Annotated in this window: 19 protein-coding genes; 18 read left to right on the top strand and 1 reads right to left on the bottom strand. The window is 73.9% G+C overall.

Going from position 1 to position 18,685, the window contains the following annotated elements; all coding sequences use genetic code 11:
* The 12 genes from ACT17Q_RS09675 to dnaE all read left to right on the top strand — a co-directional run bounded on the left by ACT17Q_RS09675 (position 1) and on the right by dnaE (position 13,642).
* Positions 1-1,155, top strand: a complete 1,155-nt coding sequence (locus ACT17Q_RS09675) for a UDP-N-acetylglucosamine--N-acetylmuramyl-(pentapeptide) pyrophosphoryl-undecaprenol N-acetylglucosamine transferase (RefSeq protein ID WP_444662127.1) — start codon at positions 1-3, stop codon at positions 1,153-1,155.
* Positions 1,152-2,603, top strand: coding sequence for a UDP-N-acetylmuramate--L-alanine ligase (murC, locus tag ACT17Q_RS09670; RefSeq protein ID WP_444662125.1), 1,452 nt, complete (start codon positions 1,152-1,154; stop codon positions 2,601-2,603). The genes ACT17Q_RS09675 and murC overlap by 4 nt, the downstream gene beginning before the upstream one ends.
* 311 nt (positions 2,604-2,914) lie before the next feature.
* Positions 2,915-3,658, top strand: a complete 744-nt coding sequence (locus tag ACT17Q_RS09665; protein ID WP_444662123.1) for a cell division protein FtsQ/DivIB — start codon at positions 2,915-2,917, stop codon at positions 3,656-3,658.
* A gap of 314 nt (positions 3,659-3,972) precedes the next feature.
* A complete protein-coding gene (ftsZ, locus tag ACT17Q_RS09660; RefSeq protein ID WP_444662121.1) occupies positions 3,973-5,208 on the top strand; it encodes a cell division protein FtsZ in 1,236 nt (411 codons plus the stop codon).
* Between the two features lie 10 nt (positions 5,209-5,218).
* Positions 5,219-5,989: a peptidoglycan editing factor PgeF gene (gene pgeF / locus ACT17Q_RS09655; protein ID WP_444662119.1), complete on the top strand. Its 771-nt coding sequence runs from the start codon at positions 5,219-5,221 to the stop codon at positions 5,987-5,989.
* Between the two features lie 211 nt (positions 5,990-6,200).
* Complete coding sequence (locus ACT17Q_RS09650) at positions 6,201-6,671, top strand: cell division protein SepF (RefSeq protein ID WP_094179827.1); 471 nt, start codon at positions 6,201-6,203, stop codon at positions 6,669-6,671.
* Positions 6,672-6,674: 3 nt separating this feature from the next.
* On the top strand, positions 6,675-6,971 hold the full coding sequence (locus ACT17Q_RS09645) for a YggT family protein (protein WP_141318556.1): 297 nt from the start codon (positions 6,675-6,677) through the stop codon (positions 6,969-6,971).
* Positions 6,972-7,084: 113 nt separating this feature from the next.
* On the top strand, positions 7,085-7,747 hold the full coding sequence (locus tag ACT17Q_RS09640; protein WP_094182107.1) for a DivIVA domain-containing protein: 663 nt from the start codon (positions 7,085-7,087) through the stop codon (positions 7,745-7,747).
* A 178-nt stretch (positions 7,748-7,925) separates the two neighbouring features.
* Positions 7,926-8,387 (top strand): TraR/DksA family transcriptional regulator, encoded by a 462-nt coding sequence (locus ACT17Q_RS09635; RefSeq protein WP_232514637.1) that lies wholly within the window; start codon positions 7,926-7,928, stop codon positions 8,385-8,387.
* 38 nt (positions 8,388-8,425) lie between these two features.
* Positions 8,426-9,097 carry a signal peptidase II gene (gene lspA / locus ACT17Q_RS09630; protein ID WP_444662116.1) on the top strand — a complete coding sequence of 224 codons (672 nt, stop codon included), beginning with the start codon at positions 8,426-8,428 and terminating at the stop codon, positions 9,095-9,097.
* A complete protein-coding gene (locus ACT17Q_RS09625; RefSeq protein ID WP_444662114.1) occupies positions 9,090-10,025 on the top strand; it encodes an RluA family pseudouridine synthase in 936 nt (311 codons plus the stop codon). The genes lspA and ACT17Q_RS09625 overlap by 8 nt, the downstream gene beginning before the upstream one ends.
* A 119-nt stretch (positions 10,026-10,144) precedes the next feature.
* The gene (dnaE, locus tag ACT17Q_RS09620; RefSeq protein ID WP_444665381.1) at positions 10,145-13,642 is read left to right on the top strand and encodes a DNA polymerase III subunit alpha; all 3,498 of its coding nucleotides are present in this window, start codon (positions 10,145-10,147) and stop codon (positions 13,640-13,642) included.
* Between the two features lie 22 nt (positions 13,643-13,664).
* On the opposite strand, the gene ACT17Q_RS09615 is transcribed toward dnaE, so the two are convergent.
* A complete protein-coding gene (locus ACT17Q_RS09615; protein WP_166772119.1) occupies positions 13,665-13,877 on the bottom strand; it encodes an RNA-binding S4 domain-containing protein in 213 nt (70 codons plus the stop codon).
* A gap of 80 nt (positions 13,878-13,957) precedes the next feature.
* Here ACT17Q_RS09615 and ACT17Q_RS09610 point away from each other — a divergent pair, with 80 nt between their 5' ends.
* The 6 genes from ACT17Q_RS09610 to ACT17Q_RS09585 all read left to right on the top strand — a co-directional run bounded on the left by ACT17Q_RS09610 (position 13,958) and on the right by ACT17Q_RS09585 (position 18,666).
* On the top strand, positions 13,958-14,341 hold the full coding sequence (locus ACT17Q_RS09610; RefSeq protein WP_444662111.1) for an ArsR/SmtB family transcription factor: 384 nt from the start codon (positions 13,958-13,960) through the stop codon (positions 14,339-14,341).
* Complete coding sequence (locus ACT17Q_RS09605) at positions 14,338-14,862, top strand: SRPBCC family protein (protein ID WP_268534008.1); 525 nt, start codon at positions 14,338-14,340, stop codon at positions 14,860-14,862. The genes ACT17Q_RS09610 and ACT17Q_RS09605 overlap by 4 nt, the downstream gene beginning before the upstream one ends.
* 83 nt (positions 14,863-14,945) lie before the next feature.
* Positions 14,946-16,268 (top strand): histidinol dehydrogenase, encoded by a 1,323-nt coding sequence (gene hisD, locus ACT17Q_RS09600; protein WP_444662109.1) that lies wholly within the window; start codon positions 14,946-14,948, stop codon positions 16,266-16,268.
* Positions 16,269-16,331: 63 nt separating this feature from the next.
* Positions 16,332-17,459, top strand: a complete 1,128-nt coding sequence (locus ACT17Q_RS09595) for a histidinol-phosphate transaminase (protein WP_444662107.1) — start codon at positions 16,332-16,334, stop codon at positions 17,457-17,459.
* Positions 17,456-18,085 (top strand): imidazoleglycerol-phosphate dehydratase HisB, encoded by a 630-nt coding sequence (gene hisB / locus ACT17Q_RS09590; protein ID WP_244937620.1) that lies wholly within the window; start codon positions 17,456-17,458, stop codon positions 18,083-18,085. The genes ACT17Q_RS09595 and hisB overlap by 4 nt, the downstream gene beginning before the upstream one ends.
* Complete coding sequence (locus ACT17Q_RS09585; protein WP_444662105.1) at positions 18,082-18,666, top strand: hypothetical protein; 585 nt, start codon at positions 18,082-18,084, stop codon at positions 18,664-18,666. The genes hisB and ACT17Q_RS09585 overlap by 4 nt, the downstream gene beginning before the upstream one ends.
* The last annotated feature ends 19 nt before the right edge of the window (positions 18,667-18,685 follow it).

The following is an 18,685-nucleotide window of genomic DNA, read 5'->3' as shown; positions in this document are numbered from 1 at the left end:
GTGTCCGTTCTCCTGGCGGGCGGCGGCACCGCCGGTCACGTCAACCCGCTGGTCGCGGTGGCCGACGAGCTGCGCCGCCGGCACCCCGGGGCGACCGTGACGGCGCTCGGCACGGCGGAGGGGCTCGAGGCGCGCCTCGTGCCCGCCGCGGGTCTGCCGCTCGCGGTGGTGCCGCGCGTGCCGCTGCCCCGGCGGCCGTCGCTCGACCTGCTCCGGCTGCCGGGACGGCTGCGCGCGGCGATCGCCGCGGCCGGTCGCGCGATCGACGAGAACGACGCGCAGGTGGTGGTCGGGTTCGGCGGCTACGTCGCGACGCCCGCGTACCTCGCGGCCCGCAGGCGCGGCGTCCCCGTCGTGGTGCACGAGCAGAACGCGCGTCCGGGCCTCGCGAACCGGCTGGGCGCGCGGTGGGCCCGTGCGGTCGCGGTCACGTTCCCGGGCACGTCGCTGCCGGGTGCCGTGGTCACGGGGCTCCCGCTGCGCGCGCCCGTCGCGGCGCTGGTCGCCGACCGTGCGGCGGACGCGACGGCCGCGCGGCGCAGCGCGGCGGGTGCGCTCGGGCTCGACCCGGACCTCCCGACGCTGCTGGTCACCGGCGGCTCGCTCGGTGCGGCGAGCATCAACGCGGCGGTCGCGTCCGCCGCCGGCGACCTGCTCGCGGCGGGCGTGCAGGTGCTGCACCTCACGGGCCGCGACAAGTCCGGGCCCGTCGTCGCGGCGCGGGACGCGCTCGCGCGGGAGGGTGGTCTCACGGCCGAGCAGGTCGCGCGGTACCACGTGCTCGAGTACCTCGACGAGATGCACCTGGCGCTCGCGTGCGCGGACGTGGTCCTCGCGCGCTCGGGTGCCGGGACGGTGTGCGAGGTGGCGGCCCTCGGCCTGCCCGCGGTGTACGTGCCGCTCCCGATCGGCAACGGCGAGCAGCGGCGCAACGCGGGCCCCGTGGTCGCGGCGGGCGGGGCGCTCCTCGTGGCCGACGACGAGCTGGACGCCGCGTGGATCACCGCGCACCTGCCCGCGCTGCTCGTCGGACCGGGGTCCGCGCAGGCGCGCCGGCGCATGGCCGCGGCGGCCGCGTCGGTCGGCGTGCCCGACGCCGCGGGCCGGGTGGTCGACCTCGTCGAGGCGCAGCTGGTCGACGGCGGTGCCGCGTGACCGCGCCCGAGCAGGCGGCGCCGGTCCCGGTCGGCGACCTCGGACGGGTCCACCTCGTGGGCGTCGGTGGCGCGGGGATGTCCGCGGTCGCGCTGCTGCTCGCCGCACGGGGGCTCGCCGTCAGCGGCTCGGACGCGGCCGACGGACCCGCCCTGCCCGGCCTGCGTGCCGCGGGCGTGGACGTGCACGTGGGCCACGACGCGGCGCTCGTCGCCGACGTCGACACGCTCGTCGTGTCCTCCGCCGTGCGCGAGACCAACCCCGAGCTGGCCGCCGCGCGCGCCGCGGGGCTGCGGGTCCTGCACCGCTCGCAGGCGCTCGCGTCCCTCATGGCCGACCGTGACGGAGTCGCGGTCGCGGGCGCGCACGGCAAGACGACGACGTCGGCGATGGTCGCGACGGCTCTCCTCGCGGTCGGCGCGGACCCGTCGTTCGCGATCGGCGGGACCGTCCTGACCGAGGCGGGCCCGGTGGGCGGCGGGCACGACGGCGCCGGTGCGGCGTTCGTCGCGGAGGCCGACGAGTCCGACGGCTCGTTCCTCGCGTACGCGCCGCTCGTGTCGGTCGTGACCAACGTCGAGCCCGACCACCTCGACCACTACGGCACGCGCGAGGCGTTCGAGGACGCGTTCGTCGCGTTCGCCGCGCGGGTGCGCCCCGGCGGGCTGCTCGTCGCGTGCGCCGACGACGACGGCTCGCGCCGGCTCGTCGCTCGCGTGACCGACGACCTCGCGTCCCGGGGGGTCGACGTGCTGACCTACGGCCGGTCCGCCGACGCGGACGTGCGTGTCGGCGAGCTCGTCGCGCAGGAGGACGCACGCTGGACGTTCGACGTCACGCCGCGTGACGCGACGGGCGCGACCACGGTCACGCTCGCGGTGCCCGGCACGCACAACGCGCTGAACGCGGCTGCCGCGTGGGCCGTGCTCGTGCGCCTCGGCGTGCCCGGGCCCGACGCCGCGCACGCGCTCGGCGCGTTCCGGGGGACGGGGCGACGGTTCGAGGACCGGGGCACCGTCGGGGGCGTGCGCGTCGTCGACGACTACGCGCACCACCCCACCGAGGTCGCGGCGCTGCTGCGCACCGCGCGGGCCGTCGCCGGCGCGGGCCGGGTGCTCGCGCTGTTCCAGCCGCACCTGTACTCGCGGACGCGCACGTTCGCGACCGAGTTCGGGGCGGCGTTCGACCTCGCGGACCTCGTCGTCGTGACCGACGTCTACGCCTCGCGCGAGGACCCGGACCCGGACGTGTCGGGCGCGCTCGTCGTCGACCGGGTGCCGACGCCCGGCAAGGCGAGCTTCGTCCCGGACCGGCACGCCGCGGCGCGCGCGGTCGCGGACGCGGCACGTCCCGGTGACCTGCTGCTGACGGTCGGTGCGGGCGACGTCACGACGCTCGGCCCGGAGATCCTCGAGCACCTCGCCGCCAGGGAGCGGGACGCGTCATGAGCCCGTCCCGGCCGCCGCGGCCGCCCGTCCCGCGCCCGCGTCCGACGCCGCGGGTCGTGACGTCGCGACCGGCCGACCCGGCGGCTCCGGACGGGGCGGTCCCGGGGTCCACGCCCGCGCGGACGGCTGCACCGAAGTCCGCAGCACCCGAGCCCGCGGCACCGAAGCCGGCAGCACCGAAGCCGGCAGCACCGAAGCCCGCAGCACCTGACACCGCAGCACCGAGGCCGGCCCGCACGCCGCCACGGTCCGTGAGCGCAGCGGCGGGCCGCGGGGGTCCGCCGAGCGTGGCCATCCGGGTCCCGCCGGTCGTGTCCACCACCTCGGCCGCCCGCTTCGAGGAACGGGCCCGCATGCGCCGCACGCTCGCCCGCCGGCAGGCGGTCGGGCTGGTGAGCGCGGTGGTCGTGCTCGGCGCGCTCGCGTGGGTGCTGTTCTTCTCGCCCGTGCTGGCGCTCGACGCGCGCGAGCTGACCATCGAGATCGAGGGTGCCAACTCGGTCGTCGCTGCCGACGAGGTGCGCGCGGTGGTGCAGGCCCGCGACGAGACGCCGTTGCCGCGGCTCGACACGGGGGCGATCCGCCAGGACGTCCTCGACGTCCCCGGGGTCCGGGACGTCGCGGTCTCGCGCGACTGGCCGCACGGCCTGACGATCACGATCGTCGCGCGGGAGCCGGTGGCCGCGGTGCCCGCCGACGGGCGCAAGGGGTTCACGCTGCTCGACGTGGCGGGCGTGCAGGTCGGGCACGTCGCCAAGGCGCCCGAGTCCCTGCCGGTGGTCGACGTGCCGGCGGGCGACGCGCGCACGCTCGGCGCGGTGCTGGACGTCGTCGAGCAGCTGCCGGCGCCGCTCGCGGCGCGCGTGGGCTCGGTCTCGGCGCAGACGCAGGACACGGTGTCGATGAAGCTGCGCGGGGGCCTGCGGGTCGACTGGGGGAGCTCGGCGCAGACGCCGCTGAAGGCGGCGGTGCTCACGACGCTGCTGGGGTCGGACGCGGTCGAGGGGGCGAAGGTCGTCGACGTCTCGGCACCCCGCATGCCCATCATCGAGTGAGGGGTCGGACGGCGGTCGCGGGTGCGTGCGGACGCCCGTCCGCGACCCGCGCGAGCCCGGCGCACGGATGTGCGCAACCCGCGGCGCGACACGCGCGCGCGGTCGTTGATCCGGGGGTGGCCGCGACCTAGCGTCACGCCCTGACAGGACACCTGACATAACTATAACCCTCAAGTAGAGGGTGAAGGTTTGAGCGGTCGTCGCCGCGGCGTGTCGCGGGGGCGGACGTCGGTGGAGCGGCTCGCCGCCCACGACACCACCGGGCCCGCGCCCGACAGGCTCGCACGATCGGCACGAAACGAGAGGCACCCACCGTGGCAGCTCCGCAGAACTACCTGGCGGTCATCAAGGTCGTCGGGATCGGCGGCGGCGGCGTGAACGCCGTGAACCGCATGATCGAGGTCGGCCTCAAGGGTGTCGAGTTCATCGCCGTCAACACCGACGCCCAGGCACTGCTGATGTCGGACGCCGACGTCAAGCTCGACGTCGGCCGCGAGCTCACGCGCGGTCTCGGCGCCGGCGCCGACCCGGAGGTCGGCAAGAAGGCCGCCGAGGACCACGCGGAGGAGATCGAGGACGTCCTGCGCGGCGCCGACATGGTCTTCGTCACCGCGGGTGAGGGCGGTGGCACGGGCACCGGCGGTGCGCCGGTCGTGGCGCGCATCGCACGGTCGCTCGGCGCGCTGACGATCGGCGTCGTCACACGCCCGTTCACGTTCGAGGGCCGCCGACGCTCCGTGCAGGCCGACGCGGGCATCGACGCCCTGCGAGCCGAGGTCGACACGCTCATCGTCATCCCGAACGACCGCCTGCTCCAGATCTCCGACCGTTCGGTGTCGGTGCTCGACGCGTTCCACTCGGCCGACCAGGTGCTGCTCTCCGGTGTGCAGGGCATCACCGACCTGATCACCACGCCGGGTCTCATCAACCTCGACTTCGCCGACGTGAAGTCGGTCATGCAGGGCGCGGGCTCGGCGCTCATGGGGATCGGGTACGCACGCGGCGACGACCGCGCGGTGCAGGCCGCCGAGATGGCGATCAGCTCGCCGCTGCTCGAGGCCAGCATCGACGGCGCGCACGGCGTGCTGCTCTCGATCCAGGGCGGCTCGGACCTCGGCCTGTTCGAGATCAACGAGGCCGCACGCCTGGTCCAGGAGGCTGCCCACCCCGAGGCGAACATCATCTTCGGCGCGGTGATCGACGACGCGCTGGGCGACGAGGTGCGCGTGACCGTGATCGCGGCGGGCTTCGACGGGGGCTCGCCGGTCGTGCGGCGCGACTCCCGTGCGCTCGGCCAGGTCAGCGGCGCGGCACCGCGCCAGGTCCCGAACGTGCCCGCGCCGCGTCCCGAGGTCGTCGACGCGGCGCCCGCGTTCGCCCCCACCCCGGCCGCGACCGCGCCGGTCCCCGCGGTGCCGGCGTTCCTCTCGACCGAGGCGGAGCCCCGCCCCGTGACGGGGGCGCTCGAGGTGCCGCGGATCTTCACGGAGGACGAGCCGCGGCGCGAGCGCGAGCGCGAGGAGCTCGACGTGCCGGACTTCCTCAAGTGACGTCCCGCTCGTGACCGACCGCGACGGGGCCGGGATCCACCTCGACGAGGTCGATCTCGGCCCCGGCGTCGTCGCCGGGTTCACCGACCGCCGCGGTGGCGTGAGCCGGCCGCCGTTCGACGCGCTCGACCTGGGCGCGCACGTCGGCGACGACCCGCGGGCCGTGGCGGAGAACCGCCGTCGCCTCGCGGCGCGCCTCGGGTGCCGGGTCGCGTTCGTCGACCAGGTGCACGGCGCGGACGTCCTCGTGGTGGGTCCCGACGATCTTCCCGACGACGTGCTCGAGCCCGTCGGGACGGCGGACGCGCTCGTGACGACGAGCCCGGGGCTGGCGCTTGCCGTGCTCGTGGCCGACTGCGTGCCCGTCCTGATCGCGGACCCGGCCGCGCGCGTCGTCGCCGCGGCGCACGCCGGTCGTCGGGGGCTCGTCGACGGGGTGGTCACCGCGGCGCTGGACGCGCTCGTCGCGCGGGGCGGTGAGGTCGGGCGCGTGCACGCCGCGGTCGGGCCGGCCGTGGCCGGCGCCTCGTACGAGGTGCCCTCGGCGCTGCGCGACGAGGTCGTGGGCGTGGTCCCGGCTGCTGCGGCGACGACGTCCTGGGGGACGCCGGCGCTCGACCTGCCGGCGGGGGTCGAGGCGCAGCTGCGTGCGGCCGGCGTCCAGCGGGTGGTGCGGTCGTCGCGTGACACCCTGCGGGACGGCACGCTGTTCTCGTACCGCGCGAACGCGGCCGACGGGGGCAGGACGGGCCGGTTCGCCGGAGTGGTGCGACTTGTCTGACATGTCCGACATGGGACGACTGTGCGGATCCGCTCTTGACAGACGAGCACGAGAGCGTCATCAGAAACGGCGTGTCGCGAGATGAGCGATCCGGCGCACGTTGCTAGCGTGACCAGCGGAGAAGGACGGCCCACGGTCGTCGCGGTGACGGGCCGCGGCAGAGGTGGGACGACGAGCAGGTCCGGACGACGTCCGGGGGAGGAGCGGGGCCATGGCCGGAGCGCTGCGCAAGACGATGCTGTACCTCGGCCTGGCCGATGACGGCGCCGCGAACGGCGAGTACCCCGACGAGTTCGAGGGGGCGGACGTGCCGATGGAGCACGAGGAGCACGAGGCGCAGGTGACGCCGTTCCGGCCGACCCGCGTCGCCGCGGTCGAGCAGCCGCAGCCGGTGTCCGAGCTGCGGCGGATCACGACGATCCACCCGCGCTCGTACAACGACGCGCGCAAGATCGGTGAGGCGTTCCGTGAGGGGACGCCCGTGATCATGAACCTGACCGACATGGACGACGCGGACGCCAAGCGTCTGGTCGACTTCTCCGCGGGGCTGATCTTCGGCCTGCACGGCGCGATCGAGCGGGTCACCAACAAGGTGTTCCTCCTGTCGCCGGCGCACGTCGAGGTCTCGGGCGACTCCGCGGCCGGCGCCGCGAGCCGCGCGGGGTTCTACAACCAGAGCTGACGCGTGGCCCTCGTCCTGAACCTGCTGACGTTCGTCGTCTTCGTCTTCTTCCTGTTCCTGCTCGTCCGCCTCGTGCTGGACTGGGTGCTGTTCTTCGCGCGCCAGTGGCGACCCCACGGGGTCGCCCTGGTCGTCGCGGAGGCGACGTACACGGTGACGGACCCGCCGCTGCGCGCACTGCGCCGCGTGCTGCCTCCGATCACGCTGGGTCCGGTCCGTCTGGACCTCGCGTTCCTGGTGCTGTTTCTGCTGTGCAGCATCCTGCTGTCCGTGCTCCCGGCGCTCGCCGCGCGGTTCTAGAGACCGTGCACGCGCGTCCCTGACGTGATCCGTCCGCTACGGTGGCCGAGGTGGACGAGTCACTGCCGGCCACCAGTTCCACCTACCCCGCACGACCGATCGAGGTGACGACGATGGCACTGCTGACCGCAGACGACGTCCTGAACAAGAAGTTCCAGGCGACGAAGTTCCGCGAGGGTTACGACCAGGACGAGGTCGACGACTTCCTGGACGAGGTGGTCAACACCCTGCGCGACCTCCAGGGCGAGAACGAGGACCTCAAGACCAAGCTCGCGGCAGCCGAGCGGCGCATCGCCGAGCTGAGCCGCGCCGGTGCGCAGCAGGCCGTCGCCGCGCCCGTGCAGCCCCCCAAGCCCGAGCCGGTGCCCGAGCCCGTCGTCCAGGCGCCCGCGCCCGTCGCGGCCGCGCCGTCGCCCGTGCACTCGAGCGAGCCCGAGTCCGCGACCGGCATGCTCCAGCTCGCCCAGAAGCTCCACGACGACTACGTGCGCAGCGGCCAGGAGGAGTCCGAGCGGCTCATCGGCGAGGCCAAGACGCAGGCGAACCGCATCGTGCGGGAGGCCGAGGAGACGTCGCAGCGCACGCTCGGCCAGCTGGAGCAGGAGCGGTCCCTGCTCGAGCGCAAGATCGACGAGCTGCGGGTGTTCGAGCGGGACTACCGCACGCGCCTCAAGAGCTACCTCGAGAACCTGCTCGGCGACCTGGACAACCGCGGCAACGCGCTGCCGCCGCGCTCGTCCGCCGCGCAGCCGGTGGGCGAGGGTCACAACCTGTAAAGGGCCTCTCGCGCGGTTCGCGCGGGTCCCGCCGCGCGGACGGCCGACAGCCGGGGTACTGTCGGTCGTCTGCGCTGGTCAGCGCCATGGCACGCCGGGTTTTCACCCGGCGTGTCCTGTTGTGCCGACCCGTATGCACGTCTACAGTCACGTGACCTCACAGACAGGGGGCTGGCCAGTGGTGAACGACTCGCTCAGCAGCACCGTCGTCGTCCCTGACGACACCAAGGAGCTCTCGCGGCTCGCCAAACTGTTCCCGGTCCGGGACGGCGAAAAGCCGTGGACCGCGCGTGAGGTCAAGGACGTCGCCGACGACCTCGTCTCCGACATCGACCGCCTGACGAGCGAGCTCGCCGTCGCGGACGCCGAGCTGTCCGACCTCCTGCGCAACTCGGGGGACGGCGCGGGGGACGACCAGGCCGACTCCGGCTCGTCGGCGCTCGAGCGCGAGCAGGAGCTCACGCTCGTCAACAACACGCGGGACATGCTCGCGCAGACGCAGCACGCGCTCCAGCGGATCAGCGCGGGCTCGTTCGCGACGTGCGAGTCGTGCGGCAAGGCGATCGGCAAGGCGCGCCTGCAGGCGTTCCCGCGCGCGACGCTGTGCGTCGAGTGCAAGCAGCGCGAGGAGCGGCGCTGACGCGTCGTCCGCCGGCCGGGCGCCCGTAGACTCCTGCGGTGCCTTCCACCCTCCCCGACGGGGACCTCCCGGACGAGTCCACCGCCGACACGGGCGTGGGGGTCGCCCCCGTGACGGACGTGCCCGGTGCCGAGCGCGTCGTCGAGCCCGGAGCCGAGCCCGTCGCGGCCCCCGAGCGGCGCCGACGGCTCGTCGCGCTGCTCCTGGGCCTGGCGGTCGCCGTCCTCGTCGTCGACCAGCTCACGAAGGCGTGGGCGCTGAACGCTCTCGACGCCGAGCGGCGTGACGTGCTCGGCTCGCTGCTGGGTCTGCAGCTCGTGTTCAACAAGGGCGCGGCGCTGTCGATCGCCGAGGGCATGACGTGGGTGCTGACGCTCGTCGCGGTCGCCGTCGTCGTGGTGATCGTGCGCGTGGCGCGTCGGATCGGCTCCACCGCCTGGGCGGTCGCGCTCGGGCTTCTGCTGGGCGGCGCGGTGGGCAACCTCGTCGACCGTCTGGCGCGCGAGCCCGGCTTCGCGCGCGGGCACGTCATCGACTTCATCGCGTACCTCGACTGGTTCGTGGGCAACGTCGCCGACATCGCGATCGTCGTCGCGGCGGGCCTGGTCGTGCTGCTCGTCGCCCGTGGCGTGCGCGTCGACGGCACGCGCGAGTCCGACCACGACGCGCACCCGGGTGCCGCCGAGGACGCGGAGCGGGCCCGTGGCTGACGTCCGGAGCCTGCCGGTGCCCGACGGGCTCGCGGGCGAGCGGGTCGACGCCGGCCTGTCGCGGCTGCTCGGCGTGTCGCGCACGCGCGCCGCGGAGATCGCCGAGGCCGGTGGCGTGCAGCTCGACGGGCGCGCGGTCGGGAAGTCCGACCGGCTCGTGGCCGGCGCGTGGCTCGAGGTCGAGATCCCGTCGGCGGCGCCCGCGGTGCCCGAGGTCGTGCCCGAGCCCGTGCCGGGGATGGCGATCGTGCACGACGACGACGACGTGGTCGTCGTCGACAAGCCCGTGGGCGTCGCGGCCCACCCGTCGCCGGGCTGGACCGGACCCACGGTCGTCGGCGCGCTCGCCGCGGCGGGCTACCGGATCTCGACGTCGGGCGCGGCCGAGCGGCAGGGCGTCGTGCACCGTCTCGACGTCGGGACGAGCGGGCTCATGGTCGTGGCGAAGAGCGAGCACGCCTACACCGCGCTCAAGCGCGCGTTCAAGGAGCGCACGGTCGACAAGGTCTACCACGCGCTCGTGCAGGGCCACCCGGAGCCGACGTCGGGCACGATCGACGCGCCGATCGGCCGGCACCCGAGCCACGACTGGAAGTTCGCCGTGGTCGCGAGCGGCAAGCCGTCCGTCACGCACTACGAGCTGCTCGAGGCGTTCCCGGCGGCGTCGCTCGTCGAGGTGCACCTCGAGACGGGGCGCACGCACCAGATCCGCGTGCACTTCTCGGCGCTGCGCCACCCGTGCGTGGGCGACCTCACGTACGGCGCCGACCCCGCGCTCGCGCGCCGCGTCGGGCTCGAGCGGCAGTGGCTGCACGCGGTGCGGCTCGGCTTCGAGCACCCCGGCACCGGGCGGTGGCTCGAGGTCGAGAGCCGGTACCCGGACGACCTGCAGCACGCGCTCGACGTGATCTCCGCCGGGTATCGCTGACTCGCCCGGCGCGGGCGGCCGGGGTGTCCCCGGCGCGACCTAGACTCGGGCGCGTGGCAGCAGGAGCAGCAGTGCAGGACCCGTCCTTCGTGCACCTCCACGTGCACACCGAGTACTCGATGCTGGACGGTGCCGCGCGGCTGGGCCAGCTGTTCACCGAGGTCGAGCGGCTGGGGCAGAAGGCGATCGCGACGACCGACCACGGGTACCTGTTCGGCGCGTTCGACTTCTGGTCCAAGGCCACGGCGGCGGGCGTCAAGCCGATCATCGGCGTGGAGGCCTACGTCACGCCCGGTACCAGCCGGTTCGACCAGACGCGTGTGCGGTTCGGGCAGCAGGGGCAGGAGTCCGACGACGTCTCGGCGCGCGGCTCGTACACGCACATGACGCTGCTGGCCCGCAACAACGAGGGGCTGCACAACCTGTTCCGCGCGAGCTCGCTGGCCTCGCTCGAGGGCCAGATGGGCAAGTGGCCCCGCATGGACCGGGACCTGCTCCAGACGTACGGCAAGGGCCTGATCGCGACCACGGGCTGCCCGTCGGGGGAGGTCCAGACGCGCCTGCGTCTCGGGCAGTGGGACGAGGCCGTGCGTGCCGCGGGTGAGCTGCAGGACATCTTCGGCAAGGAGTACTTCTACGTCGAGATCATGGACCACGGGCTCGACATCGAGCGCCGCGTGTTCAAGGACCTGCTGCGGCTCGCGGAGGCCATCGGGGCGCCTCTGCTCGCGACGAACGACCTGCACTACGTACGCGAGGAGGACGCCTCGTCACAGGAGGCGCTGCTCGCCATCAACTCGGGCTCGGCGCTGACGGAGCCCAGCTACGAGCAGGGCGGCAACCGGTTCGCGTTCGAGGGCACCGGCTACTACGTGAAGTCGGCGCAGGAGATGCGCCGCATCTGGGCGGAGCTGCCCGAGGCGTGCGACAACACGCTGCGGATCGCGGAGCAGTGCGAGGTGTCGTTCGACACCAAGGCGAACTACATGCCGCACTTCCCGGTGCCGGACGGCGAGGACGAGGTCAGCTGGTTCGTCAAGGAGGTCGAGCGCGGCCTGCACCGGCGCTACCCCGGCGGCGTGCCGGACGCGTCGCGCAAGCAGGCGGAGTACGAGACCGAGGTCATCCTCCAGATGGGCTTCCCGGGGTACTTCCTCGTGGTCGCGGACTTCATCAACTGGGCCAAGGAGCAGGGGATCCGCGTCGGGCCGGGCCGTGGCTCCGCGGCGGGGTCGATGGCCTCGTACTGCATGGGGATCACGGAGCTCGACCCGCTCGAGCACGGTCTGATCTTCGAGCGCTTCCTCAACCCGGAGCGCGTCTCGATGCCCGACGTCGACGTCGACTTCGACGAGCGTCGGCGCGGTGAGGTGATCCGGTACGTCACGGAGAAGTACGGCGAGGACCGCGTCGCGCAGATCGTCACGTACGGCACGATCAAGGCCAAGCAGGCCCTCAAGGACTCGTCGCGCCTGCTGGGCTTCCCGTTCGCGATGGGGGAGAAGCTCACCAAGGCGATGCCGCCTGCGGTGATGGGCAAGGACATCAGCCTGGGCGGGATCTTCAACCCGGAGGACCCGCGCTTCGCGGAGGCCGAGGAGTTCCGCCAGCTGCACGCCGCGGACCCGGACGCGCAGCGCGTGGTCGAGCTCGCCAAGGGCATCGAGGGGCTGAAGCGCCAGTGGGGCGTGCACGCGGCGGGCGTCATCATGTCGAGCCACCCGCTGATCGACATCATCCCGATCATGCGCCGCCCGCAGGACGGCGCGATCATCACGCAGTTCGACTACCCGACGTCCGAGGGCCTCGGCCTGATCAAGATGGACTTCCTGGGGCTGCGCAACCTCACGATCCTCGACGACGCGCTCGAGAACATCGTGATGAACGGCAAGGACCCCGTCGAGATCGAGAAGGTCGCGCTCGACGACCCGGCGACGTACGAGCTGCTCGCCCGCGGCGACACCCTGGGGGTGTTCCAGCTCGACGGCGGTCCCATGCGCGCGCTGCTGCGCCAGATGCGGCCCGACAACTTCGAGGACATCTCGGCCGTCATCGCGCTGTACCGCCCCGGCCCGATGGGCATGAACTCGCACACGAACTACGCGCTGCGCAAGAACGGGCTGCAGCAGATCGAGCCGATCCACCCGGAGCTGGCCGAGCCGCTCGCGGAGGTCCTCGACGAGACGTACGGCCTGATCGTCTACCAGGAGCAGGTGCAGAAGGCCGCGCAGATCCTCGCGGGCTACTCGCTGGGTCAGGCCGACCTGCTGCGCCGCGCGATGGGCAAGAAGAAGAAGGAGATCCTCGACAAGGAGTTCGTGCCCTTCCACCAGGGCATGTCCGAGCGCGGCTACTCCGACGCGGCGATCCAGGCGGTGTGGGACACGCTCGTCCCGTTCGCGGGGTACGCGTTCAACAAGGCGCACTCCGCCGGGTACGGCCTGGTGTCGTACTGGACGGCCTACCTCAAGGCGAACTACCCGACCGAGTACATGGCGGGTCTGCTCACGAGCGTGCGCGACGACAAGGACAAGTCGGCGCTGTACCTCGGTGAGTGCCGGCGCATGGGCATCACGGTCCTCCCGCCGGACGTCAACTCGTCGTCGGCGAACTTCACGGCCGTCGGCGTGGACATCCGGTTCGGGCTCACCGCGATCCGCAACGTCGGCGCGAACGTCGTCGACGCGATCGTGCGCACGCGTGAGGAGAAGGGCGCGTACACGTCCTTCCAGGACTTCCTCGACAAGGTGCCCGCGGTCGTGTGCAACAAGCGGACCATCGAGTCGCTCATCAAGGCGGGCGCGTTCGACTCGCTGGGCCACGCGCGCAAGGCGCTCCTGCTGGTGCACGAGCAGGCGGTCGACGCGGTCATCGGGGTCAAGCGCAAGGAGGCCGAGGGGCAGTTCGACCTGTTCGCCGACGTCTTCGGGGGCGACGACGAGGCGGGCTTCCAGGTCGCGATCCCGGACCTGCCGGACTGGGACAAGAAGCAGCGCCTCGCGTTCGAGCGGGAGATGCTCGGCCTGTACGTGTCCGACCACCCGCTGTCCGGGCTCGAGCACGTGCTCGCGCAGTCGGCGGACGTGTCGATCGCGACGCTCAACGCCGACGAGCAGCGGCCGGACGGCTCGACGGTCGTCGTGGCAGGGCTCATCACGAGCCTGCAGCGCAAGATGTCGAAGCAGGGCAACGCGTGGGCGGCCGTCACGATCGAGGACATGGAGGGCTCGGTCGAGGTCATGTTCTTCGGCGAGACCTACGTGGCGTACTCCACGGTCCTCGCGGAGGACGCGGTCGTCGTCATCAAGGGCCGCGTGCGGCGGCGCGACGAGACCATGCAGCTGCAGGCCATGGAGGTCACGCTCCCGGACATCGACGTCGCGGCCGACGCGCCGGTCGTCGTGACGCTGCCCGTGGCGCGCTGCACCCAGCCGGTCGTCGAGCGCCTCAAGGAGGTCCTGACGACGCACCCGGGGGTCACCGAGGTGCACCTGCGGCTCACGCAGCCGGGGCGCGCGACGGTCATGCGGCTGGACGACGGCCTGCGCGTGACGCGCAACCCGTCCCTGTTCGGCGACCTCAAGGCGTTGCTGGGCCCGGGCTGCCTCACGGGGTGACCCCCGGGGCGGGTGTTCCGGCTCAGAGCTCCACGGTCACGCGCTGCGGGCCCCCGGGGAGGTCGACCTCGACCTGGTCGCCGGGCCGCAGCTGGCGGCCGCGGCGCGTCTCCGGCTCGCCGTTGACCGTGACGGCGCCGTCGTCGAGCAGCGCGCGGGCGTGCCCGCCGGACTCGGCGAGGTTCACGAGCTTGAGGAACTGGCCGAGTCGGATCGGCTCGTCGGTGGTACCCACGTGCCCAGTGTGCGGCACGGCGCGGCGGGCGACTACATATCACCATTGCGTTATATAACGCGTCGTGCAAATATGGCGGGATGCACCCGATGGACGCGCTCGGCGACCCGGTCCGCCGCCGCCTGGTGGAGCTCGTCAGCACGGGCGAGCGGCCGGCCGGCGACCTCGCCACGGCCGTCGGCGGCGAGTTCGGGATCAGCCAGCCCGCGGTGTCCCGGCACCTGCGCGTCCTGCGCGAGGCCGGTCTGGTCGAGTCCCGTCCGCGCGGGACGGTCCGCCTCTACGCGCTGCGGCCGCAGGCCGTCGACGAGGTGGCGCGCTGGGCCGACGACCTCGTCCGGGCGTGGCGGCCGCGCCTCGACGCGCTCGCGACCGAGGTCGCCCGGGGACGACGCGAGACACGGGTCCGCGACGACACGCGCGCGGCGCGCCCCACCACCACACCGCACGAGGAGGACGCATGACACGCACGCCCGGCAACCCGACGCCGGAGGCACTCGGCCCGGACGGCACCGTGCACGTCGACGCGGAGGGCGCGCGCGTCGAGTTCCGGCGCCGCTACCCCTGCACGCCCGAGGACCTGTGGTCGGCGATCACGGAACCGGCACGTGCCCGCCGGTGGCTCGGCGCGCTGCACGGCGACCTGCGGGCCGGCGGCTCCTACGAGCTGCGCATGGGAGAGGACCGCCCCGACGCGGACGACGTCGCGCACGGCGACGTGCTCGTGTGCGAGCCGCCGCACGTGCTGGAGCTCACATGGTCCTTCCCCGGTGAGCGGACGTCGCACGTGCGGGCGCAGCTCGAGGCGGCCGGTGACGGGGCCGTGCTCACGCTCGTCCACACGGGTCTCGAGCCCGCCGCCGCCCGCGGCTACGGCGGCGGTTGGCACGTCGTGCTCGACCAGCTCGACGACGACCGCGCCGGACGGCCCGTTCGGGCCTGGGACGCGCTGTACGACGAGCGTCGCGCGCGCTACGACGTCTGACCGCAGCCCGGACGACCGCAGCCCGGACGACCGCAGCCCGGACGGCCCCGACGCGGCACCGCGCGCGACCTAGACTCGGGGGCATGATCTCCCGCATCGACCTGCGTGGTCGCACGCTGTCCCGACGTGAGCTCCTCGCCGAGCTGCCCCGCGCGGAGGTCGACGTGGAGCACGCCGGCGCGCAGGTCGCGCCGATCCTCGAGGCGGTCCGGGACCAGGGTGCCGCCGCGCTGCGCGACCTCGCCGAGCGGTTCGACGGCGTGCGGCCCGAGTACCTGCGGGTCCCCGCGCAGGCGCTCGCGGACGCGCTCGACCAGCTCGACCCGCAGGTCCGCGCCGCGCTCGAGGAGACGATCGTCCGCGTCCGGACGGTGCACGCCGCGCAGCGGCCCACCGACTTCACGGTCGAGGTGGCCCCGGGCGCGCAGGTGCGGCAGCGCTGGATCCCGGTGCGGCGCGTCGGTCTGTACGTGCCGGGCGGTCTCGCGGTCTACCCGTCGTCCGTCGTGATGAACGTGGTCGCGGCGCAGGAGGCCGGCGTGGGTGCGCTCGCTGTCGCGAGCCCGCCGCAGAAGGACCGGGGCGGGCTGCCGGACGCCACGGTCCTGGCGACGTGCGCGCTGCTCGGCGTCGACGAGGTGTACGCCGTGGGCGGCGCGCAGGCGGTCGCCATGTTCGCGTACGGCGCGGTCGGCGAGACCGCGGCGGACGGCGACGTGCTGTGCGAGCCGGTCGACGTCGTGACGGGCCCGGGCAACGTCTACGTCGCGGCCGCGAAGCGGCTCGTGCGCGGGGTGGTCGGCATCGACTCCGAGGCCGGTCCCACCGAGATCGCCGTCCTCGCCGACGGCACGGCCGACCCCGTGCACGTCGCGGCGGACCTCATCAGCCAGGCGGAGCACGACCCGCTCGCGGCCTCGGTGCTCGTCACGCCCAGCATCGAGCTCGCGGGGGCGGTCGAGTCGAAGCTCGTCGACCTCGTCGAGGCGACGACCCACCGGGCGCGCGTCGCGACGTCCCTGTCCGGAACCCAGTCCGCGATCGTGCTCGTCAACGACCTGGAGGCGGGGCTCGCGGTGGTGAACGCGTACGGCGCGGAGCACCTCGAGATCCAGACCGCCGACGCCGCGGCGGTCGCGGAGCGGGTGACGAGCGCGGGCGCGATCTTCGTCGGACCGTTCTCGCCGGTGTCGCTGGGCGACTACATGGCGGGTTCGAACCACGTCCTGCCGACCGGTGGCTGCGCGCACTTCACGAGCGGGCTCGGCGTGCACTCGTTCGTGCGCGCGGTCCAGGTGATCGAGTACGACGCGGACGCGCTCGGGGCCGTGGCGGACCGCATCGTCGCGTTCGCGGACGCCGAGGGTCTGCCCGCGCACGGCGACGCCGTGCGCGCGCGGTTCTGAGCGCCGGTGGGCGCCGTGGACCGCGCCGACCGGCCGGGGGGCGGTCGGCCTAGGATCGCCGCCGTGACCGACCTGTCGACCAGCACGTCCGGCGCGCAGCGCCTGCCGATCCGGCCCGAGCTCGCGGGGCTCGAGCCGTACGGCGCGCCGCAGCTCGACGTGCCCGTGCTGCTCAACGTCAACGAGAACCCGTACCCGCCGTCCGACGAGGTCGTGGCCGACATCGCCGCGGCCGTCGCGCACGCGGCGCGCGGGCTGAACCGGTACCCGGACCGCGACTTCGAGGCGCTGCGCTCGGACCTGGCGGCGTACCTGCTCGCGGAGTCGGGCGTCGCTCTCGGCCCGGAGCAGATCTGGGCGGCGAACGGCTCGAACGAGGTCATGCTGCACCTGCTGCAGGCGTTCGGCGGGCCGGGGCGCACCGCGCTGTCGTTCGCGCCCACGTACTCGATGTACCCCGAGTACGCGCGCGACACGAGCACGGAGTGGGTCGCGGGCCGTCGCGCGGAGGACTTCAGCCTCGACCCGCGTGCCGCGCGGGCCGCGATCGCCGAGCACGCGCCGTCGGTCGTGCTGCTCGCGAGCCCGAACAACCCCACGGGCACGGCGCTGCCGCTCGACACCGTCCGCGCGGTGCTCGACGCCGCCGCGCAGGTGCCGGGCGGCTGCGTCGTCGTGGTCGACGAGGCGTACGGCGAGTTCCGGCGGACCGGGACGCCGTCCGCGCTCGAGCTGCTGGACGCGTACCCGCACCTCGCGGTGAGCCGCACGATGTCCAAGGCGTTCGGTCTCGCGGGCGCCCGGGTGGGTTACCTCGCCGCGGCGCCGGCGCTCGTCGACGCGTTGCGCGTCGTCCGGCTGCCCTACCACCTGTCGGCGGTCACGCAGGCGGTTGCGCGGGCCGCGCTCGCGCACTCGGCGGAGCTGATGGCGCAGGTCGGCGCGCTGCGCGAGGAGCGGGACGCCCTCGTGGTGTGGCTGCGCGGGCGCGGGCTGCAGGTCGCGGACTCCGACGCGAACTTCGTGCTGTTCGGGGTCTTCGACGACCGGCGCGCGGTGTGGCAGGGTCTGCTCGACCGTGGCGTCCTGGTCCGAGAGGTCGGACCGCCGGGATGGCTGCGGGTGTCGGTCGGGACCCCGGACGAGACGCAGGCGTTCAAGGACGCCCTGGTGGAGGTGGCAGGACTGTGAGCCCTTCGACGGACCCTTCGAGCCGGACGCGCCGCACGGCACGCATCGAGCGCACCACGAGCGAGTCGAGCGTCGTGGTCGAGCTCGACCTCGACGGCACGGGCCGCACGGACATCTCGACGACCGTGCCGTTCTACGACCACATGCTCACGGCGCTCGGCAAGCACTCGCTCATCGACCTGACGGTCAAGGCGACGGGCGACACGCACATCGACGCGCACCACACCGTCGAGGACGTCGCGATCTGCCTCGGCGAGGCGCTGCGCGAGGCGCTCGGCGACAAGCGCGGCATCTCGCGGTTCGGCGACGCGCTGGTGCCGCTCGACGAGGCGCTCGCGCAGGCGGTGGTCGACGTGTCCGGGCGGCCCTACCTCGTGCACACCGGCGAGCCGCCCGGGCAGGAGTACCACCTGATCGGTGGCCACTTCACGGGTTCGCTCACGCGGCACGTGCTGGAGTCGATCGCGCACCACGCAGCGTTCTCGATCCACGTGCGGGTGCTCGAGGGGCGCGACCCGCACCACATCGTCGAGGCCCAGTTCAAGGCCCTGGCGCGGGCGCTGCGGTTCGCCGTCCAGCTCGACCCCCGGGTGGAGGGCGTGCCCTCGACGAAGGGCGCGCTGTGAGCGCGTCGCAGACCCCGCGTCCCGGTGAGGCCGGACCCGACGAGCCACGCGAGCCCGCGACGTCGGGCGGTTCGGACGAGGCGGCGGCGACCGGCGACGACCTCGAGGGCCTGGGCGACCTCGTCGTGCCCGACGACCTGTCGGGGCTGCTCGACGACCCTGCGCAGGAGCCCACCGTCGCGCTCGTCGTGACGCAGGTCGCGGCGCCCGAGCCGCTCGCGGCCGCGTGCGCGATCGCGCACGTCGAGATCGACGCGCTCCCGACGCCCGTGGGCGCGGTCGCGGTCCTGCGGGACCCGGCCGCCGCCGACGCGGGCGCGGCCGCGATCTCGCAGCTGCTGCGCCAGACGCCGGTCGTCCTGCTGACGCGCCGCGAGGGGCAGATCGCCGCGGCGCGGTGGGTCGGTGGCGCACGGGACGACGAGCTGCCCGCGGGGCTCGTGCTCGCGGACGCCCCGCCCGTGCTCGAGGACCTGCTGCTGGGCTCGGAGCAGGCCTCCGCGGTGCCGGGCGTGGTGACGAGCGTCGGCATGTCCCGGTGGCAGGCGATGCGCGCGCTCGCGCGCGGTCGCAAGCGCTGACCGGCGGCCCGTCCGACGC

Source organism: Cellulomonas sp. CW35 (genome assembly GCF_052378485.1).
GTDB classification, from domain to species: domain Bacteria; phylum Actinomycetota; class Actinomycetes; order Actinomycetales; family Cellulomonadaceae; genus Cellulomonas; species Cellulomonas uda.
The sequence above is the reverse complement of the archived record's forward strand: the minus strand, read 5'-3'. Positions and strand labels throughout refer to the sequence as shown.

What these genes read in the sequence shown, in the direction of transcription:
- ACT17Q_RS09650 (WP_094179827.1), top strand. Translation starts at nt 6,201, where the DNA reads ATGGCCGGAGCGCTGCGCAAGACGATGCTGTACCTCGGCCTGGCCGAT.
- ACT17Q_RS09640 (WP_094182107.1), top strand. Translation starts at nt 7,085, where the DNA reads ATGGCACTGCTGACCGCAGACGACGTCCTGAACAAGAAGTTCCAGGCG.
- dnaE (WP_444665381.1), top strand. Translation starts at nt 10,145, where the DNA reads ATGCTGGACGGTGCCGCGCGGCTGGGCCAGCTGTTCACCGAGGTCGAG.
- ACT17Q_RS09610 (WP_444662111.1), top strand. Translation starts at nt 13,958, where the DNA reads ATGCACCCGATGGACGCGCTCGGCGACCCGGTCCGCCGCCGCCTGGTG.
- ACT17Q_RS09605 (WP_268534008.1), top strand. Translation starts at nt 14,338, where the DNA reads ATGACACGCACGCCCGGCAACCCGACGCCGGAGGCACTCGGCCCGGAC.
- hisD (WP_444662109.1), top strand. Translation starts at nt 14,946, where the DNA reads ATGATCTCCCGCATCGACCTGCGTGGTCGCACGCTGTCCCGACGTGAG.